Here is a 16213-nt window from a genome sequence, read left to right as displayed (position 1 = left end):
GGAGTAAGATGATTTGTTTAATTAAACTGAAAGATACGATATACGACATTTCACAGGAAAGACCCTACCGTGTAGGTGCATTTATGAATGATGATATTGTCATTAAAAATTCTTATGCGGATAAACTAACCGTCAAGAATGGACTAGTGACGTATAATCATGAAACGTATTCTTACGGGAAGCATGCAATTTCTTTGAGTGATGACGTACATGCAGAATTATTTGTGTTTGAATACACGTTACAAACATTAATGACGAACGTGCCTATTACGATTGGACTAGAGGCTATTCATACAGTTCGAATCGTGGAAAGTGATGAGTTATTAATCAGACAAATCCCTACTGGATACGAAGTTGTATCTTCCAAACCTATCTTCTTAAATGGACAAAAAGTGAACGCGTCCATTCAAATGACTGAAGGAGACAGTGTATTTTCATCAAGTGGGTATTTAGTCAAAATCGATGGGCAACGAGTTCTCATAGCTAGTATTCATCCTATTGAATCAGAATTAATACAATTGGACTTTGAAGAGAACGGGGAAGATAAATTCAGTGATTTCCACCGTTCCCCTCGTTTCATTTTACGTGAGCCAGATGATGTGGTGAGCATCTTAGCTCCACCAACTGAAGATAATATGCAGAAGCAATCGCTATTAAAATTAATTATCATGCCGCTTGCGATGATTGGGCTTACGGTAGCAACGCATTTTCTTACAGGAAATGGCGGTATGATGATTATGATGATGGGAATGTCGGTCATTACTTTAATCACCTCAGTCCATAGTTTCTTCTCAGACAAAAAACAAAATAAACGTCTGAAAGCTAAAAAGATGGAAAACTATAAAGCGTATTTGAATGAGAAATATAAAGAGCTTTATGACTTATCTAAAGAGCAGGAAGAAGCGTTGAATTATCATTATCCAAGCATGGAGCAGGTCATGGAAATGGCCAAAAATACTGATAGACGTCTCTATGAAAAGACACCTCATCACTTTGATTTTCTAACGTACCGTCTAGGAACAGGACGAATCATTCCTAGCTTTAAAATCGATTATAAGAAATCTGAGTTAACAGAATACAATGAAGCCATCAGTGAACAAGTAACGGAATTAGTGGCTCATTATCAATTTTTGGAAAATCTACCTATTACTAATGATCTATTATCAGCTCCTACAGGATATATCGGTTCCCGTCGAACAGTCATCGAGCAAGTGCAACAAGCGATGATGCAATTGGCTACTTTCCATAGTTACTATGATGTGCAATTTGTTCCAGTGTTTCGTGAAGAAGAACTTCCATTGTGGGAATGGAGTCGTTGGTTACCGCATATGAAACTTCAGCAGTTCAATTGCCGTAGTTTTGTGTATCATCAACGGAGTCGCGATCAATTGTTAACGTCGCTCTATCAAATGATCAAAGAACGTAAACAAGCGGCTGAACAAGCAGGAAGTAACAAACAACTCACCTTTACTCCTCATTACGTATTCGTGATTACGGATTTGTCTCTGATGCTAGACCATAATATTATGGAGTTTATTAACGAAGATTTATCACACCTTGGAATTAGCTATCTTTTTGTAGAAGATGTGATTGAAAGCCTACCAGAACATGTAAATACTGTTGTGGATTTTAAAGGAAACCGTCAAGGAACATTACGACTCCATAATGGCGAATATATGGATAAACCATTTGTGACGTTTGAGAAGCTATCTACTGAAGCCAAAGAACAATTTGCAAGAGACTTGGCTCAAGTGACGCATGTTCAAACATTACGTAACGCGATTCCAGATAGCGTTACATTCCTAGAGATGTATGGTGTTGATTCTGTAGAAGCATTAGATATGAACCATCGTTGGGCAACGAATGATACGTATCAAACGATGGCAGTACCATTAGGGCTACGTGGCCGTGATGAATTATTAATGTTGAATTTACATGAAAAAGCGCATGGACCTCACGGACTAATGGCAGGGACAACAGGTTCTGGGAAATCTGAAACCTTGCAGTCATATATTGCTTCATTAGCGGTGAATTTCCATCCATATGAAGTGGCATTTCTGTTGATTGACTACAAAGGTGGGGGGATGGCGAACCTATTTGCGGACCTACCGCACTTAGTTGGAGCGATTACCAACCTAGATGTGGCGCAAGCCAATCGTGCCCTAGTGTCTATTCAAGCAGAATTGAAGAAACGTCAAAGATTATTTGCAGAATATGATGTAAACCATATTCATCAGTACATGAAATTATTTAAAGAGGGTGTAGCCACTGAGCCAATGCCTCATTTATTCTTGATTTCGGATGAGTTTGCAGAATTGAAAACGAACCAACCGGACTTCATGAAAGAGTTAGTATCTGCAGCGCGTATCGGACGTTCGCTCGGAATCCACTTAATCTTAGCGACTCAAAAACCAAGCGGAGTTGTGGATGACCAGATCTGGTCTAACTCGAAGTTTAAGATTGCGTTGAAAGTACAAGATGTAGCCGATTCGCGTGAAATTATTAAAACGCCAGATGCTGCAGAAATTACACAGACAGGTCGTGGATACTTACAAGTTGGAAATAACGAAATCTATGAATTATTCCAAAGTGCATGGAGTGGAGCCGATTATGAACCAGAAGCGGTACGTTCTACACATCGAGATACGACAGTGTATGCCATTAAAGATAATGGCCAGTATGAAGCGATCAATAAAGACTTAAGTGGATTAGATGATAGTGGGAATCAGAAACGATTGCCAACACAATTGGATGCGGTCGTTCAAGAAGCAAAACGTGTATTCGAATCGCTACATCTTCCAAAGGTCGCAAGTCCGTGGCTTCCACCGTTAAAAGAGAGAATTGCGGCGGAAGATATCCAAGATATTCAATTTAAACATTATTGGGGTGAAAATAAACACCCTGAGTTTTTATTGGGATATCAAGATATTCCGGAACAACAAGCGCAATTACCGTTGACAGTTGACTTCAACGATTGTGGTCATATTCTGGTCGTTGGAAGTCCAGGATATGGGAAATCTACCTTTATTCAAAATGCATTGATTGATGTAATGCGTAAAACAACGCCAGAGCAATCGCATATCTATTTATATGACTTTGGAACGAGTGGATTAATTTCTTTAGTGGATTTTCCACATGTGGCGGACTACTTTACAGCAGATGATAATGAGAAAGTGATGAAGTCATTACGACGCCTTCAAAAAGAAGTGAAGGTACGAAAGGCAGCTCTTAGTGAAGCACGTTCAAGTAATATGCAACAATACAACAGAGATGCCGTAACACCATTCCCTTCGCTATTTATTGCAATCGATAGTTTTGATGGTGTGAGTGACGCTACTTTCAGCGAAGCCTTTAACGAAACAGTTAATATTCTAGCGCGTGAGGGAGCCTCTCTAGGAATCTACCTCATCACAACGATGTCTCGTTTCAATGCTATGCGTGTACAATTACAAGCAAACTTTAAAACAAAAATTGCGCTTTACTTATTCGAACAGAGCGATGTTACAAGTATTGTTGGGCGTACAGACCAAGTGCTTTTGGATATCCGTGGACGCGGATTAATGAAGCAAGATACAGTCGTTTCATTCCAAGTGTGTGTGCCTTATGCTGTGGAAGATAATTCATCCATGATTCAGCAAGTGAAAGCAGAAGCACAGGAGATGTCACAGTGTTGGACAGGGGCATTACCACAACCAATTCCAATGTTGCCAGAAGTGGTGACACCAGAAATGGTGGAAGCGCAAGTAGACCGATCAGAACGAAACCATCAAGTATTACTCGGGTTAACGAGAGAAATGGTCGAAGTCGCTTCATTTACATTAGATAAAGCCATCTCCTTAGTTAGCGATAATGTTCGAAGTGTTACTCAGTTCTACAAAGTATTAGCTTACCAGTTGAAACAATATACGACTCCTGTTCAAGTGGTGATTGTGGATCCATTAGGATTAGTACCATTAGATCAATTTAAGGAAGCGCATCGTTTCAGTGATACACTGAGCGCTAAAGAAGGGATGAATATCATCTTAGACAACTTGAAGGAACGGATGACGCAACCTGGCGAGTATACGCAATCACTCATTATCATTCCGGACATCCAAATCCTTGGTCAAAGTCTCAATATTACAGAAAATCAGTTCAAAGAGCTTCTGTTAGAAGGACCTAAGTACGGCATTACGCCAGTGTTTGTAGGGAACTATAAAGACTTAATGACGAATTACTCAACGCTTGTCACTTTACACAGACAATTGACGACACAGGTGTTCATGGGAATGCGTATCAGCGACCAAGAATATGTTCGCTTCCCGTATATCTCAAACGAAAAATCTCCACGTCCAAACGAAGGCTATATTGTTGATGCAGAAGGTTATGAATTTGTACAATTAATGAGTATAGAAGAATAGAGGAGGCGGAAAGAATGCAAGCTAGCGCAATCTCTACATTGAAAGCAAAACTTTCGCAAACACATCAACTAATTAGATACTATGTACGATTTGTGAATGACTGTTTCGGAGATAATGAATTTAGTGACTATGTAGTCTCAAGCGCAGGTCCAAATACCGAAGCGACTTTTACTTTAAATTAGCAAGACAACAAGGAAGGGATTAAGCGATCTGTTTAATTCCTTCTTTTTTATAACTTATCAAGCGATGATTAGATTATTGTATTTATACCATAACGATAGATCTTTATTGGTTTTGGAATTAACCAAAATTGCAAATGTATCATTTTTGATACAAAAATTGTAATTAAAAACTTTTTTAAGATAAAGTGTTTTTTATAGAGATTCATTAGGGGGCAAAAAGCGGTAGTCTTATTAAGTATATAATTAAGCAAAATCAGTCAATTGAGGAAGAACTATATTAATACGATTTACAACAAATATATGATGTTATACTTAAGTATATTGTAAATCTAAGAGATAAGATTATTTCAATGAATTATTTTTGTGTATTTTGAGAATTATAGCGGGGAATACGGATGAATTAGTGAATGTGCTTATGCTATAATAAAGAAAATCATGCAAAGAAATAATAAAAAAGTTTGTTATATTCAGGGAGGTTAAAGAATGTCAGAAGCTAAAATGTTACCTTTGGGGAGTGTAGTTATTCTAAAAGGGAACGTCAAGAAAATGATGATTATTGCTCGGTTAATTGCATTGCCTGTAAAAGGACAAGTGTATCGTTTCGATTATGGTGCTTGCCTTTATCCAGAAGGAATGGTTGGAGACAGCTTAATCTATTTCAATCAGGAAGATATCTTTAAGGTGGTTCAAGAAGGATACACAGATGATGACAATGAAATCATGTTAGAGAATATCGAAGCGATGTTGCAGCAAACAGATATTCCAAAAGGGAATGTAGCCGCATTAAAAGAATCTAATGGTATTGGAGGATAATTTATGGGGAAAATTGACTACCGCGAAATTGAGGACCTTCAAGGCCAAGTCAGCTCCCATTATAATAGTATTTCCAAAGCTACCGCAACGATAAGTTCGATTGATGCCAAGTTGGCAAAACTCCGTTCAGCCAAACAATCTGTTGGGAACATCCGAAGCGAAATCCATGAGATTAAGATTTCTGTGATGGTTCAAGATGACCAACCCCAATGGAATGGCCAGCAAAAGGAAAACTTTGGGCATCAATGGGAGGGGTTCAGGCAGGATTTTAGTGCTTGCCAACGAGAACTAGATGCGTTTCACGATGCGATTTGTGATGAGATTACACGTCTAGAAAATCAAAAATTAGACCAACAGGGCTTCATTGGTTGGTGCCAAGCGCAAATTAACAATCTTGGGAATTTTATTGAAAAGTTATTAAATTAAGGGAGGAGAAATATGTACGAAACGATTCAATTATCAGAAGTTATTTTTGGAATGCATATTCTATCTCTTTCTAATTCAAAAAATAGCTTAGTGAGTGTAAATAAACCAAACCTACAAAAAACATCCAAATCTGCAGTTCTGGATCTTTATCAGGAGCAATTTGAAGAATTATATCAATTAGTAGTGAACTATAATGCGCTGTTAGAAAAAGATATTGCTCAGTTTGCGGAAACAGGACAAGAGCTTAAACAGACAGACCAAGGACTAGGGCATGTTTTGTCGGGACTAACTCTGCTAGGAGGACGATAAATGAGTTATTACGTAAAATTTAACGACATTACCTCCATGCAGGGCCAAACGAATCAAACCATCCAACAATGGGGAGAATCACTAAAAAATCTACAAGAGTCGATTGCCCTCCTCGCAAACCAGAGTGAGCTTCAAGGGAAAGCGATGACGAGTGCGAAGAGCTATATGACAGAAGTTCATGGAACATTCATACAGACGCTGACGCTGTTAATGAATGAGTATATCACAAGTTTCTTACTGTATAAAGATGGCTACTATCAAATTGATACGCATAACCATGCGGCATTGCCTGAAGATGTCTACAAGGGTCTTCACTCGGACTTAGGAAAATCTAAGCAACGATTCGAACAACAGTTGGAGCAGTTAACAACTGCCAAGCTCAGAGTCGCGGGGTTAGTGAATTACCAAGGAACTAGTCATACAAAGACGAAATTCACGTATGAGAAGCTGATGAAGGATATTAAGCATCTAGACGAATCTATTACACAATATGAAGAGATGCATGCTCGCCAAGATTTGCAGGCGTTTAAGGAATTGCTAGCAGCAACAAAGAGTTTATTGGCAGAGCATTCAAGTAGAGACCGCAGTATGAGAAGTTATCAAGTAGGAGACTTTCGTCAGTTGCCGTCAATGAATCGATTCATGTTGGCTGTGCAACAATCTGCAATCTATTTGAACGATCATATGCCTCAGATTCAAGCGGCGCAAGATCGGGAAAAAGTGCGTGTATACGCAGAAGAACGAACCAAGCAAGGGCTCATGAATCTTGTATTTGGTGTCTTGACGGTTCTAGCCGGTTTCTCGGCGCTAGCCATGTCCGGAGGGACTGCCTTGCCGATTGTGGCACCGATGCTTAAGATTGCGGGAGTTGGCATGTTCATGTATGGGGCTTCGAATTCTATCGAAGCTGGATGGAATATTTATTATGGATTGTCTGGAGATGGAAAATCCTTTGCGATGAATCTGATTCGAGATACCATTTTCTTAGGAAATGGCGAGCTATACCACGGATTTGGACAAGTCTTCACCTTAACAACAGGGGTGTTCATACCGATTGCGAAGACAAAAAGTATTGCCCAAGGACTCTCGCAGTTCTTCTGGGGAACAGTCGGAGGTTTAGCAACAGGTCAAGCAGCCTACCATGGTACAAAGCTTCTTGGTGGAAACGAAGAAACCGCACAGTTGATGAACTTGTTAGGAAACTTTATTGGTGGATACTATGCTTCTAAAGCAGTTAAGAACTTTAGTTTGAATGGAAAGACTGCGCCAAAAGTTGAATCAGCACTTGAAGTGAAAAACCGAGTAATGGAGAATATAAAATTAAGTAAGACAGCGAGAGAAAGTTCGAAGTTTGATAATTATTTACGACAAGAATATGCTCAACAAGGGAAGTATTTTCCAGAGCGCATAAGTATGCCAAATGGGAAAACAGCTTATCTTTCAGCAGATTATTTTGAAGGTAAACAAATTCCGGTTCGATCAAGATCTTTTGTGGATGCACAGGGTCACATCAAATGGCCACCAAAAGGAACAGATGGCTTTGTTGTAGATAGTGCTGGAACCCCCATTACAGAGCTGGCTAATTTAAAAGCCGGACAAGTGCTTGACCGTTTTGGATCAAATGGTGGACGCTTCACCAGTCCAGTTAATAACGGAGAGAAATTAGCATTTAACACTAGAGGCTTGCCTTATCCTGAGGGATATCAAGAATACCATCAGTATGAAGTAGTGAAGGATATTACAAAGGAAAATATTTTAAAAGCATATAATGAAGCATCGCTAGAAATGCAGGATGCAATTAAAAGTAAACTTTCAGATTTTAATCTGTCCCTTGAAGATTTAGCTGATATTAAGCAAGGTCAAATTGCTAAAATATTTGGTCAAGGCGGAGGAATACAAATTCAATTTAAATTATCGATAGACATTTATGAAAAATTAGGATTTTTAAAAGAGGTAATAAAATGAAAGATATATTAGATTTTAAATTTATGAAACAAGATGTAGAAAAGGAAATTAAAGAAAAGAAACTTGAAAGTATACATTATGTTTTATTCGATGAAAACAAACGGTTACCATGGGCATTTCACTTATTTTATAAAGATGGTAAATTTTTGATTAATGGTCGAGATGATAGATCATATGTGATGGGGAATACGATAGAGTTTACTAGTTTTGAAGAGGCGAAGACTGCTTTTATAAGTAAATTAGAGAACTTTGTAGAATCGACTAAGAAAGGAATTAAAGTTGGATTTTCTCCATATTATCCATCACCATTATGGGATGAAAAAGAGGAGCACTAGAAGATGAGAGACGAAGTTAAAGAACGTTCTGAACTTTCATTAGCCATTCGAGATTTAGGATATGAAAGTTTAAGATATTCCATTTTCAACGATCATAGACCAAGTGAATGGGAAGTTCGAATTGAGTTTGATTCTATTAGTGAACATTATTTTGTCTACGCCACAATGGATCGAGCAAGTTATAACAAAAAATTGGAATTTGATAATTTTAAGGATGCAAAAAATAAATTTATAGAGAAACTAGACCTCACTGTGAAAATAAATAGAGCTTCTATAAAAAGTGGAGAGGTTCCTGAATACTCCTCTCCATTATGGGATAAAATCGATGATTGATATTAAGAATATGAAATGCATAGTTGAACAAGAAATTAAAAAACGTCATTTTGAGAGCTTACATTATGTTCTGTTTGACGAAACTAAACGTCTTCCATGGGCATTTCACTTATTCTATAAAGATGGTATATTTATGATTAATGGTCGAGATGATAGATCATATGTTATTGGGAATACGATAGAGTTTACTAGTTTTGAAGATGCAAAAATAGCTTTTTTGGAAAAATTAGAACATTTTGTAAAATCTAATCAATTCAAAGTAAAGATAGGGGAAACCCCGGATTATTCCTCCCCCCTCTGGGATGATGTCACAGAATAACAAATAACTCCCCCTTTTATGATAGAATAAATCAAGCAAGAGTTTACTAATGTTTTATTGGTAAACTCTTGCTTTTAATAGAATTCTCTTCAAGGTAGAGTGAATCAACACTACTCTAGCATCTCCTCCGCCCAATCCCGAATGACTTCTATTGATGAAAAAAAGTTAACTTTCAGATTTAAATCTATCTATTGAAGAATTGGTTTAAGGTCCCACAAAGCAGATTGGCAATCCAAAAAGCTTTAGCAGTGTAATAAAGAAATAAGCCTCCTTAGTGAAGTTTCGTATGTGGTCTGCAAACGACATCGAAAGAACTAAGGAGGTTTTGTCATGGGAGTTGCCGATGACGTACATAGTTTAGCATATACGAAATGGAAAAGTAAGGAACCTAACGTTTTTGTTCCAAAATATAAAAGAAAAGTAATCTAAGAGGACAGGTAACAGTAGAATGTATGAATGGCAATAGTTGAGCATAATCAAAAAATGTGTGAATCATGTATACAGGTTAGTAAAATACCATTGGACTATCTATTGTGTAAGTTGGAAAGAAACATCTAAAGATAAGCTATAAAGGGCATTGCATTATAATTAAAAAAATATTTTGTAAAAAGTGTTGACTATAACATTGTGTCATGGTTTAGAATGTAAATTGTTAGGAGGTAGATACATGTACATGATAAAAAAAGCAAGTGAGATTAGTGGTGTGTCGGTACGAATGTTGCACCATTATGATGAGATTGGGTTATTATCTCCCCAGAAATCAGAGAATGGATATAGGTGTTACACAGAAGAAGATATGGCATGCTTGCAAACCATACTTTTTTACAAATATTTAGGATTTCCACTTAAAAAAATTAAATCACTAATGGCAAAAGATGATACCGAAATACTAACTCACTTGAAAAGACAGTTGACCTTAATGCAAAAGGAAAACGAGAGACTCTTAACATTGATGGAAACATTACGAAAAACGATTGATTATGAAGAAAGGAAAATTACAATGTCAACAAAAGAAAAATTTAATGGGTTCACATACCAAGATAATCAAAAATACAAGCAAGCTGCAATCGATATGTACGGGAAGGAAGTTATTGAAGAAGCCATTGAAAAACAAAAGGGAAAGGAACAAGAATTGACGGATGGTTTTAACGAAATATTCTTCGCTTTCTCTGAAAATAGATCAAATGAAATGAGCGCAACATCTAAAGAAAATGTAGATTTAGCAGAGAAACTTCATAAACATATTTGCAAATACTCGTTCGAATGCCCAATCGATGTATTTTCAAACATTGGGTATGGATATGTTCAAAATGCAGAATTTAAAAACAACTTAGATCAATTCGGTGATGGAACAGCACAGTATATATGCGATGCCATTCAGGAATATGTGAAAGAAAAATAGGATAAAAAATCATTAACAAGAAACAGTAAATCAAAAAAGGATTTACTGTTTTTTGTTTTTTTAATGCTGCCCTGGATTGGTCACGAATCAAAAAGCTTCGCAGTCTGATAATAGAAAACAAGCCTCCTTAGTGAAGTTTCATATGTGGTCTATAAACAACATCGAAAGAACTAAGAAGGTTTTGTCATGGGACTTACCGATGACGTGCACAGTTTAGCATATACGATAAGAAACGGTAAGCCCTTTTCCTCTTTTAAAAAATCAAAAAGTAGCATATTTGCTACTGTAGCATATATGCTACTTTTCAAAAATTAAAAACACAATTTTTAAGCGGAGTGTCAACAGTTAGAAACGTTGATGTGACAATGTTTTTGGCAGGAGAGAGTAGCGAGTGTACACTCTATATACTAATTTATATATCCGAATGAAAGCTTGGTGTGGCGCGGAAAACTGGCTCAAAAAATCCGAACAAAAAATTCTATTTTTTTAAGTAATTTTCGGGCTTTTCTGTTACAATGAAAAAGAACTAAAACTAAGGAGGCCTCTTATGACAGCTCAAACCACTTCATTAGAAAAGATTATCGTGCTCGACTTCGGTAGTCAGTACAACCAGTTGATTACGCGCCGTATTCGTGAATTCGGTGTGTTCAGCGAGTTGCTACACAACGACATTACAGCCGAAGAAATTAAGGCACATGGCAACGTAAAAGGGATTATTTTCTCAGGGGGACCACATAGCGTTTATGCCGAGGATGCTTTTACCGTGGATCCTGCAATCTTTGAATTGGGAATTCCAGTGCTTGGGATTTGCTACGGGATGCAACTGACAACGCATCTGTTCGGTGGGAAGGTAGAATCGTCTACAACGCGTGAATATGGTTCTGCGAAAGTCGATGTTTTTAACACGACTTCAGGCATTTTCAAAGGGTTAGCTGAAGAGGAAGAGGTACTCATGAGCCACGGCGACCGTATTACAGCGATTCCTGAAGGCTTCAGCGTGACGGCTTCGAATGCGCACACGCCATTTGCGGCTTTTGAAAATCAAGAACGTCGCATCTACGGCGTACAGTTCCACCCAGAAGTTCGCCACAGTATTCATGGAAACGAAATGCTTCGTAATTTCGTGTTCGATATTTGTGGGGCAACAGGCGACTGGTCAATGGATAGCTTTATTGAAATGGAAATTGCGAAAATTCGCGAAAAAGTGGGCCATAAGAAAGTCTTACTTGGTCTCTCTGGCGGAGTAGACTCTAGTGTGGTTGGGGTTCTCTTGCAAAAAGCAATCGGCGACCAACTCATCTGTATTTTCGTAGACCACGGATTGCTTCGTAAAGGAGAAGGCGACCAAGTGATGGAGAGCCTTTCTGGTAAATTTGGCCTCAATATTATCCGCGTGAACGCTCAGGAACGTTTCCTATCGAAACTAAAAGGCGTGAGCGACCCTGAACAAAAACGTAAAATCATCGGAAATGAGTTCGTGTACGTATTCGACGACGAAGCGGTAAAACTCACGGACGTGGATTTCCTTGCGCAAGGAACGCTTTACACAGACATCATTGAATCTGGAACGAAAACAGCTCAAACCATCAAGTCTCACCATAACGTAGGGGGACTTCCAGAGGACATGCAGTTCGAGCTGATCGAACCGCTCAACACGCTCTTCAAAGACGAAGTGCGCGCTCTTGGAACGGCGCTTGGCATGCCAGACTCAATCGTATGGCGCCAACCATTCCCAGGACCAGGACTTGGAATCCGTGTGCTTGGAGAAGTGACCGAAGAAAAACTTGAAATCGTCCGCGAATCAGACGCCATCTTACGCGAAGAAATTGCCAAAAACGGCCTTGAACGCGACGTATGGCAATACTTCACGGTTCTTCCAGGCATCCGCAGCGTTGGGGTAATGGGGGACGGCAGAACGTACGACTACACGATTGGTATCCGTGCCGTAACCAGTATCGACGGCATGACCAGTGACTTCGCTCGCATCCCGTGGGAAGTGCTACAAACGATCAGCGCCCGTATCGTGAACGAAGTAGCGCACGTCAACCGCGTCGTCTATGACATCACGAGCAAACCGCCGGCTACGATTGAGTGGGAGTAATTTAATTTGAAGTGAAAAAGTTGTTTTAACAGCATTTTCCGTTCTTAAAAAAGGTTAAAAATCAATCAAAAATTGATGGATTCTCCACCAAAAAACCTCACCAGAATTTTTCTGGTGAGGTTTTTTTATATTAAATTTTCGTTTTCTATTAATAAATACTTCGTTTTTATTTTCAAAAAATAGCCTTGATCACTTCTTAAATTTCTATGAGTAAAACTCTTTTAAGCAAATAATTTTATCCTTATTATATTTGTTAATAAAACAAAATTGTAGGTAAAGAAACTGAGTGTTTAAATGTTTAATTTATCCAAAAATTGTTTTTCGGTCTTTTTAATTTTCTCAACAAATTCTTCGTATCTAGTAGCTTTTGGAATTTTAAGTCCAATTTTTTCTACTCGTACATCTATCTTTTTTGTAGGAGGTGCTTCAGCACTTACTCCCTCCATTAAATAAAGTATTATATGCTGTTCCTCTTTTGAAGGATGTAAAAAATATGCTTGCTTACAATTAAATCGAAACATGTAGGATAAAATCTGAGAGTAGTCGTTGTTTTTAATATTATTTTGAGGTTTATATTTTGCATCTGCAACTACACGATTATCTGGTGTTTTCCCTATGAAGTCTGGATAAATTTTTCCGTTACTATTATTGAAATAATAGTGAGGCATAGTACCTACTTTATTTTGAGGATGATAAAAGCGATCTTTTATTAATAAGTTTAGATACTCTTCCCACAACCAAGCAATATCTATAATGATTCCATGTACTTTCTGCTCGTTAGCTCCGAAGCCAATCCTTTCATCAGTCAATATTTGAAGGCATAGAGTCTGCAACTGAGTGTATTCTTCATAGAATCCATGTTTAATAATATTAAATTTATTCTCAAACAACACATTTTCTAAATCATAATGAGAATAACTTGGGGTCAATTCTTTTATCCTCTTAACATTATTACGAATAGTTGAACTTTCATTTAGTAAAAAAGGTCTTGTAACTTCAATTTTTTCAATGGTATGTCGAATCAATTGATTTAATTTATTGTCGAACGAATACTCCCGAGTATTGTATGCAATATTTCCAACAAAAGGCACATTCTGCCTAATATGTCTGTTGATATCCATCTGACCTCGAACATTACTATCATTATGGGAATGATAAACATATTCCTTATAGAAACCTTTTCTCATAGCCTCCTCTAAATAATAAGGGAACAAATACACTAATAAATCATAATAAGAATGATTGTCAGATGATGAAATTTCATTAATCGTTACATTATAGTGAAGCACTTTTTGTAACATATAATTTAAAAAATAATCCTCATCTTGCGATTCAAAAAACCGACTTTGAATATGGATTTCATTCTCGCCATCGCTCAAAAATCCTACTATATTACAAGTCCTAGTTTTACCATTAAACGTCTTAAATATGCAATTATCCTCATCCAAATCATCCGAATCCTTTAGTAATGGTGGGAAAATTATAAATCTTTCCTGATCTAAAGTAGACAAAGATTTATTTGCTAGTTCATTAATAATCGAATGACCTACATTATTTTGGTCAATCTCTGCGTTATCACTTATTTTAAGCATAAACTAGTCCTCACTAGTTCCAAAATAAGCGTTTTCCAAGGCTCTCATCTTATCATTAGCTAATCTTTCACCACGGAAATAATCATTTAATAGTGGTTTTAACTTATAATCCCTAAGATTTTTTATTGATAGCGTGCCTTCATCAAGAGTCTTAAAATAACTAGCACCAATCTGATAATCTTGAGTTAAATGTCCTTGATCAACAATTGCATTATTCAATCGATGCATTATTTCTTTTGTTTCTTCATTAAGACCCATATTTTGAGCAGAATTATCTGCTGTAATTTCCACAAAAGTAAATCTACGTCTCATTGCAAAATCAAATGTTTCAACTGAACGGTCTATATCATTCATTGTCCCTATAATATAAACATTTTCAGGTATATATAACTTTTCCTCAGAATTATAAGGTGTGCTTACTGCTCCTTTAATTCCACGATAGTCTGGATCTATAGAAAAGAAGAGCTCTCCAAAAATCTTTGAAATTTCACCACGGTTTATCTCGTCAATGATAAAGACAAACTTATCTTTATCGTTCTTAACTTCACCAACAATATAATCTTCAAGTCCAAACTTTTCTTTCAAGTGTTTAACAACTGCTTTTCTATAATTGTCAAATCCTCCTTCTGGTACACCTGGTAAACCTCTGTAAACATTATATATTTGGTTATAATTAAGATATTGAGTGCTACCTTTTTTGAAGATGCCTTGTACACCATTGTTATCATAAGAAACTATATTCCCCATTGGCTTACCAGTCAATGTTTTTAATCCATTATACCCTTGTGAGGTTTCCATCGCTTCAGTAACTGCTTGAAAAAATTTCCCCCATGCCTGAGCAAAGTTATCTTGACGATCTGCAGTTTCAAATTTTTGGGCTTTTTCGATAAATTCTTTAAATATTCCAGGCTTTAGAGTAAAGCCAATTTGATTATTCTCTGCCTCTGAAGGACGAAATCCTTCAATAAAATCAGTATAATCATATGAAGGATGGAATTGAACAAAATCAATTTGATTGATTTCATTCTGTGAAAGGCTATTAATATCACTAGTTCTACCGTTAGAAACAATATTTGCTGCAATCTGTTTAGAAAGGTAGGTTTTACCAGTTCCCGGTGCTCCTCGAAATACTATGTTTTTTGAAGATAATAAAAGATCGGAATAACTCCTTATATGTTCTTCTATAGCCATTGTTTGTGAATTAGACTCCATAACTTCATTCTCTCCATCTTTATTTTTATAAACTAAAATAAATTTATCACCTTCAGTACCAAATCTGTTTAAACATTCCTTTACAAATATTAGAGTTGAAAATATGTTCCAACAGTAAAAAACTAAAGATTCGCCATCCTTACATTTATAGGTTAAGTATTCAAGTGTATTTCTATATTCTTTGAAATCTTCAATACTAGAAAAAATTCCCTGAATCATGTCTTCTGATGGCCTATATTGACATATTGGAAATTTCTTCCGTTCTTCCTCTGAAAGTGCAAGTAATTGTTTTTCAAATATTTGACAAGTTAAACGAGGTAAAGTTTGATTAGATATTTTTCTTTCAAATTTTTTTAACCTCCTGTTAATGATTTGTCCGTCTGCTGTTTCAAATTTAACATCTATAATTTTGTAATCATCCCCTAAAGTTAAATTATCCATTGTAAATCGACTATCCGTTGACTTAATCTCATTACTAGATATTGTTAATTCATATCTTTCTAATATACCCATATTCACACATTACCTCCTTTTATACTACTATTTTTTATTCTATATACTGATTATATCATATAAAATAAATTGAATTTTGATTTACAAACATTGGAACCTTAAGATAAGTAATCTTAAATTGAACATCCAACAAATTAAATGATTTTGTTATCATAATTATCTTCTTAGTTTCTTAAATAATTAATAACCAATAAAACCCTAATTTAAAAATAAACTAAAAAGGACTTAGCCCTGTGTAATACAGAACTAAATCCTTTGAATAAATTAATTGTCTAACTTTTTTGGGTCAGTACATTTTGATTTGACCTCTT

13 protein-coding genes are annotated in these 16213 nt (G+C 36.6%); 11 read left to right on the top strand and 2 right to left on the bottom strand.

The window, feature by feature from the left end:
- Positions 1–8: 8 nt before the first annotated feature.
- From essC to guaA, 11 genes are all read left to right on the top strand, one after another.
- Entirely contained in the window at positions 9–4400 is a 4392-nt protein-coding gene (gene essC / locus HMPREF3103_RS01140; RefSeq protein WP_070436925.1) for a type VII secretion protein EssC, read from the top strand.
- 14 nt (positions 4401–4414) lie between these two features.
- The gene (locus tag HMPREF3103_RS09510; protein WP_168132796.1) at positions 4415–4582 is read left to right on the top strand and encodes a hypothetical protein; all 168 of its coding nucleotides are present in this window, start codon (positions 4415–4417) and stop codon (positions 4580–4582) included.
- Between the two features lie 483 nt (positions 4583–5065).
- The gene (locus HMPREF3103_RS01135) at positions 5066–5395 is read left to right on the top strand and encodes a DUF4176 domain-containing protein (RefSeq protein ID WP_070436924.1); all 330 of its coding nucleotides are present in this window, start codon (positions 5066–5068) and stop codon (positions 5393–5395) included.
- Between the two features lie 3 nt (positions 5396–5398).
- Positions 5399–5821, top strand: a complete 423-nt coding sequence (locus tag HMPREF3103_RS01130) for a YwqH-like family protein (protein ID WP_070436923.1) — start codon at positions 5399–5401, stop codon at positions 5819–5821.
- Between the two features lie 12 nt (positions 5822–5833).
- Positions 5834–6130 carry a TIGR04197 family type VII secretion effector gene (locus tag HMPREF3103_RS01125; protein WP_070436922.1) on the top strand — a complete coding sequence of 99 codons (297 nt, stop codon included), beginning with the start codon at positions 5834–5836 and terminating at the stop codon, positions 6128–6130.
- Positions 6131–8095: a glycohydrolase toxin TNT-related protein gene (locus tag HMPREF3103_RS01120; protein WP_083278685.1), complete on the top strand. Its 1965-nt coding sequence runs from the start codon at positions 6131–6133 to the stop codon at positions 8093–8095.
- Entirely contained in the window at positions 8092–8430 is a 339-nt protein-coding gene (locus HMPREF3103_RS01115; protein ID WP_070436921.1) for an Imm59 family immunity protein, read from the top strand. The genes HMPREF3103_RS01120 and HMPREF3103_RS01115 overlap by 4 nt, the downstream gene beginning before the upstream one ends.
- 3 nt (positions 8431–8433) lie before the next feature.
- On the top strand, positions 8434–8763 hold the full coding sequence (locus tag HMPREF3103_RS01110; protein WP_070436920.1) for an Imm59 family immunity protein: 330 nt from the start codon (positions 8434–8436) through the stop codon (positions 8761–8763).
- Positions 8756–9082, top strand: a complete 327-nt coding sequence (locus HMPREF3103_RS01105; protein ID WP_070436919.1) for an Imm59 family immunity protein — start codon at positions 8756–8758, stop codon at positions 9080–9082. The genes HMPREF3103_RS01110 and HMPREF3103_RS01105 overlap by 8 nt, the downstream gene beginning before the upstream one ends.
- A 667-nt stretch (positions 9083–9749) precedes the next feature.
- Positions 9750–10484: a MerR family transcriptional regulator gene (locus HMPREF3103_RS01100; protein ID WP_070436918.1), complete on the top strand. Its 735-nt coding sequence runs from the start codon at positions 9750–9752 to the stop codon at positions 10482–10484.
- A gap of 547 nt (positions 10485–11031) precedes the next feature.
- The gene (guaA, locus tag HMPREF3103_RS01095) at positions 11032–12585 is read left to right on the top strand and encodes a glutamine-hydrolyzing GMP synthase (RefSeq protein WP_070436917.1); all 1554 of its coding nucleotides are present in this window, start codon (positions 11032–11034) and stop codon (positions 12583–12585) included.
- A 290-nt stretch (positions 12586–12875) separates the two neighbouring features.
- Here guaA and HMPREF3103_RS01090 read toward each other — a convergent pair whose 3' ends face one another.
- Positions 12876–14177 (bottom strand): 5-methylcytosine restriction system specificity protein McrC, encoded by a 1302-nt coding sequence (locus tag HMPREF3103_RS01090; protein ID WP_070436916.1) that lies wholly within the window; start codon positions 14175–14177, stop codon positions 12876–12878.
- A gap of 3 nt (positions 14178–14180) precedes the next feature.
- Positions 14181–15902 (bottom strand): McrB family protein, encoded by a 1722-nt coding sequence (locus HMPREF3103_RS01085; protein ID WP_070436978.1) that lies wholly within the window; start codon positions 15900–15902, stop codon positions 14181–14183.
- Positions 15903–16213 lie beyond the last annotated feature (311 nt).

Origin of the sequence: Granulicatella sp. HMSC30F09 (assembly GCF_001806915.1) — a bacterium.
Classification (GTDB): Bacteria; Bacillota; Bacilli; order Lactobacillales; family Aerococcaceae; genus Granulicatella; species Granulicatella adiacens.
The sequence above is the reverse complement of the archived record's forward strand: the minus strand, read 5'-3'. Positions and strand labels throughout refer to the sequence as shown.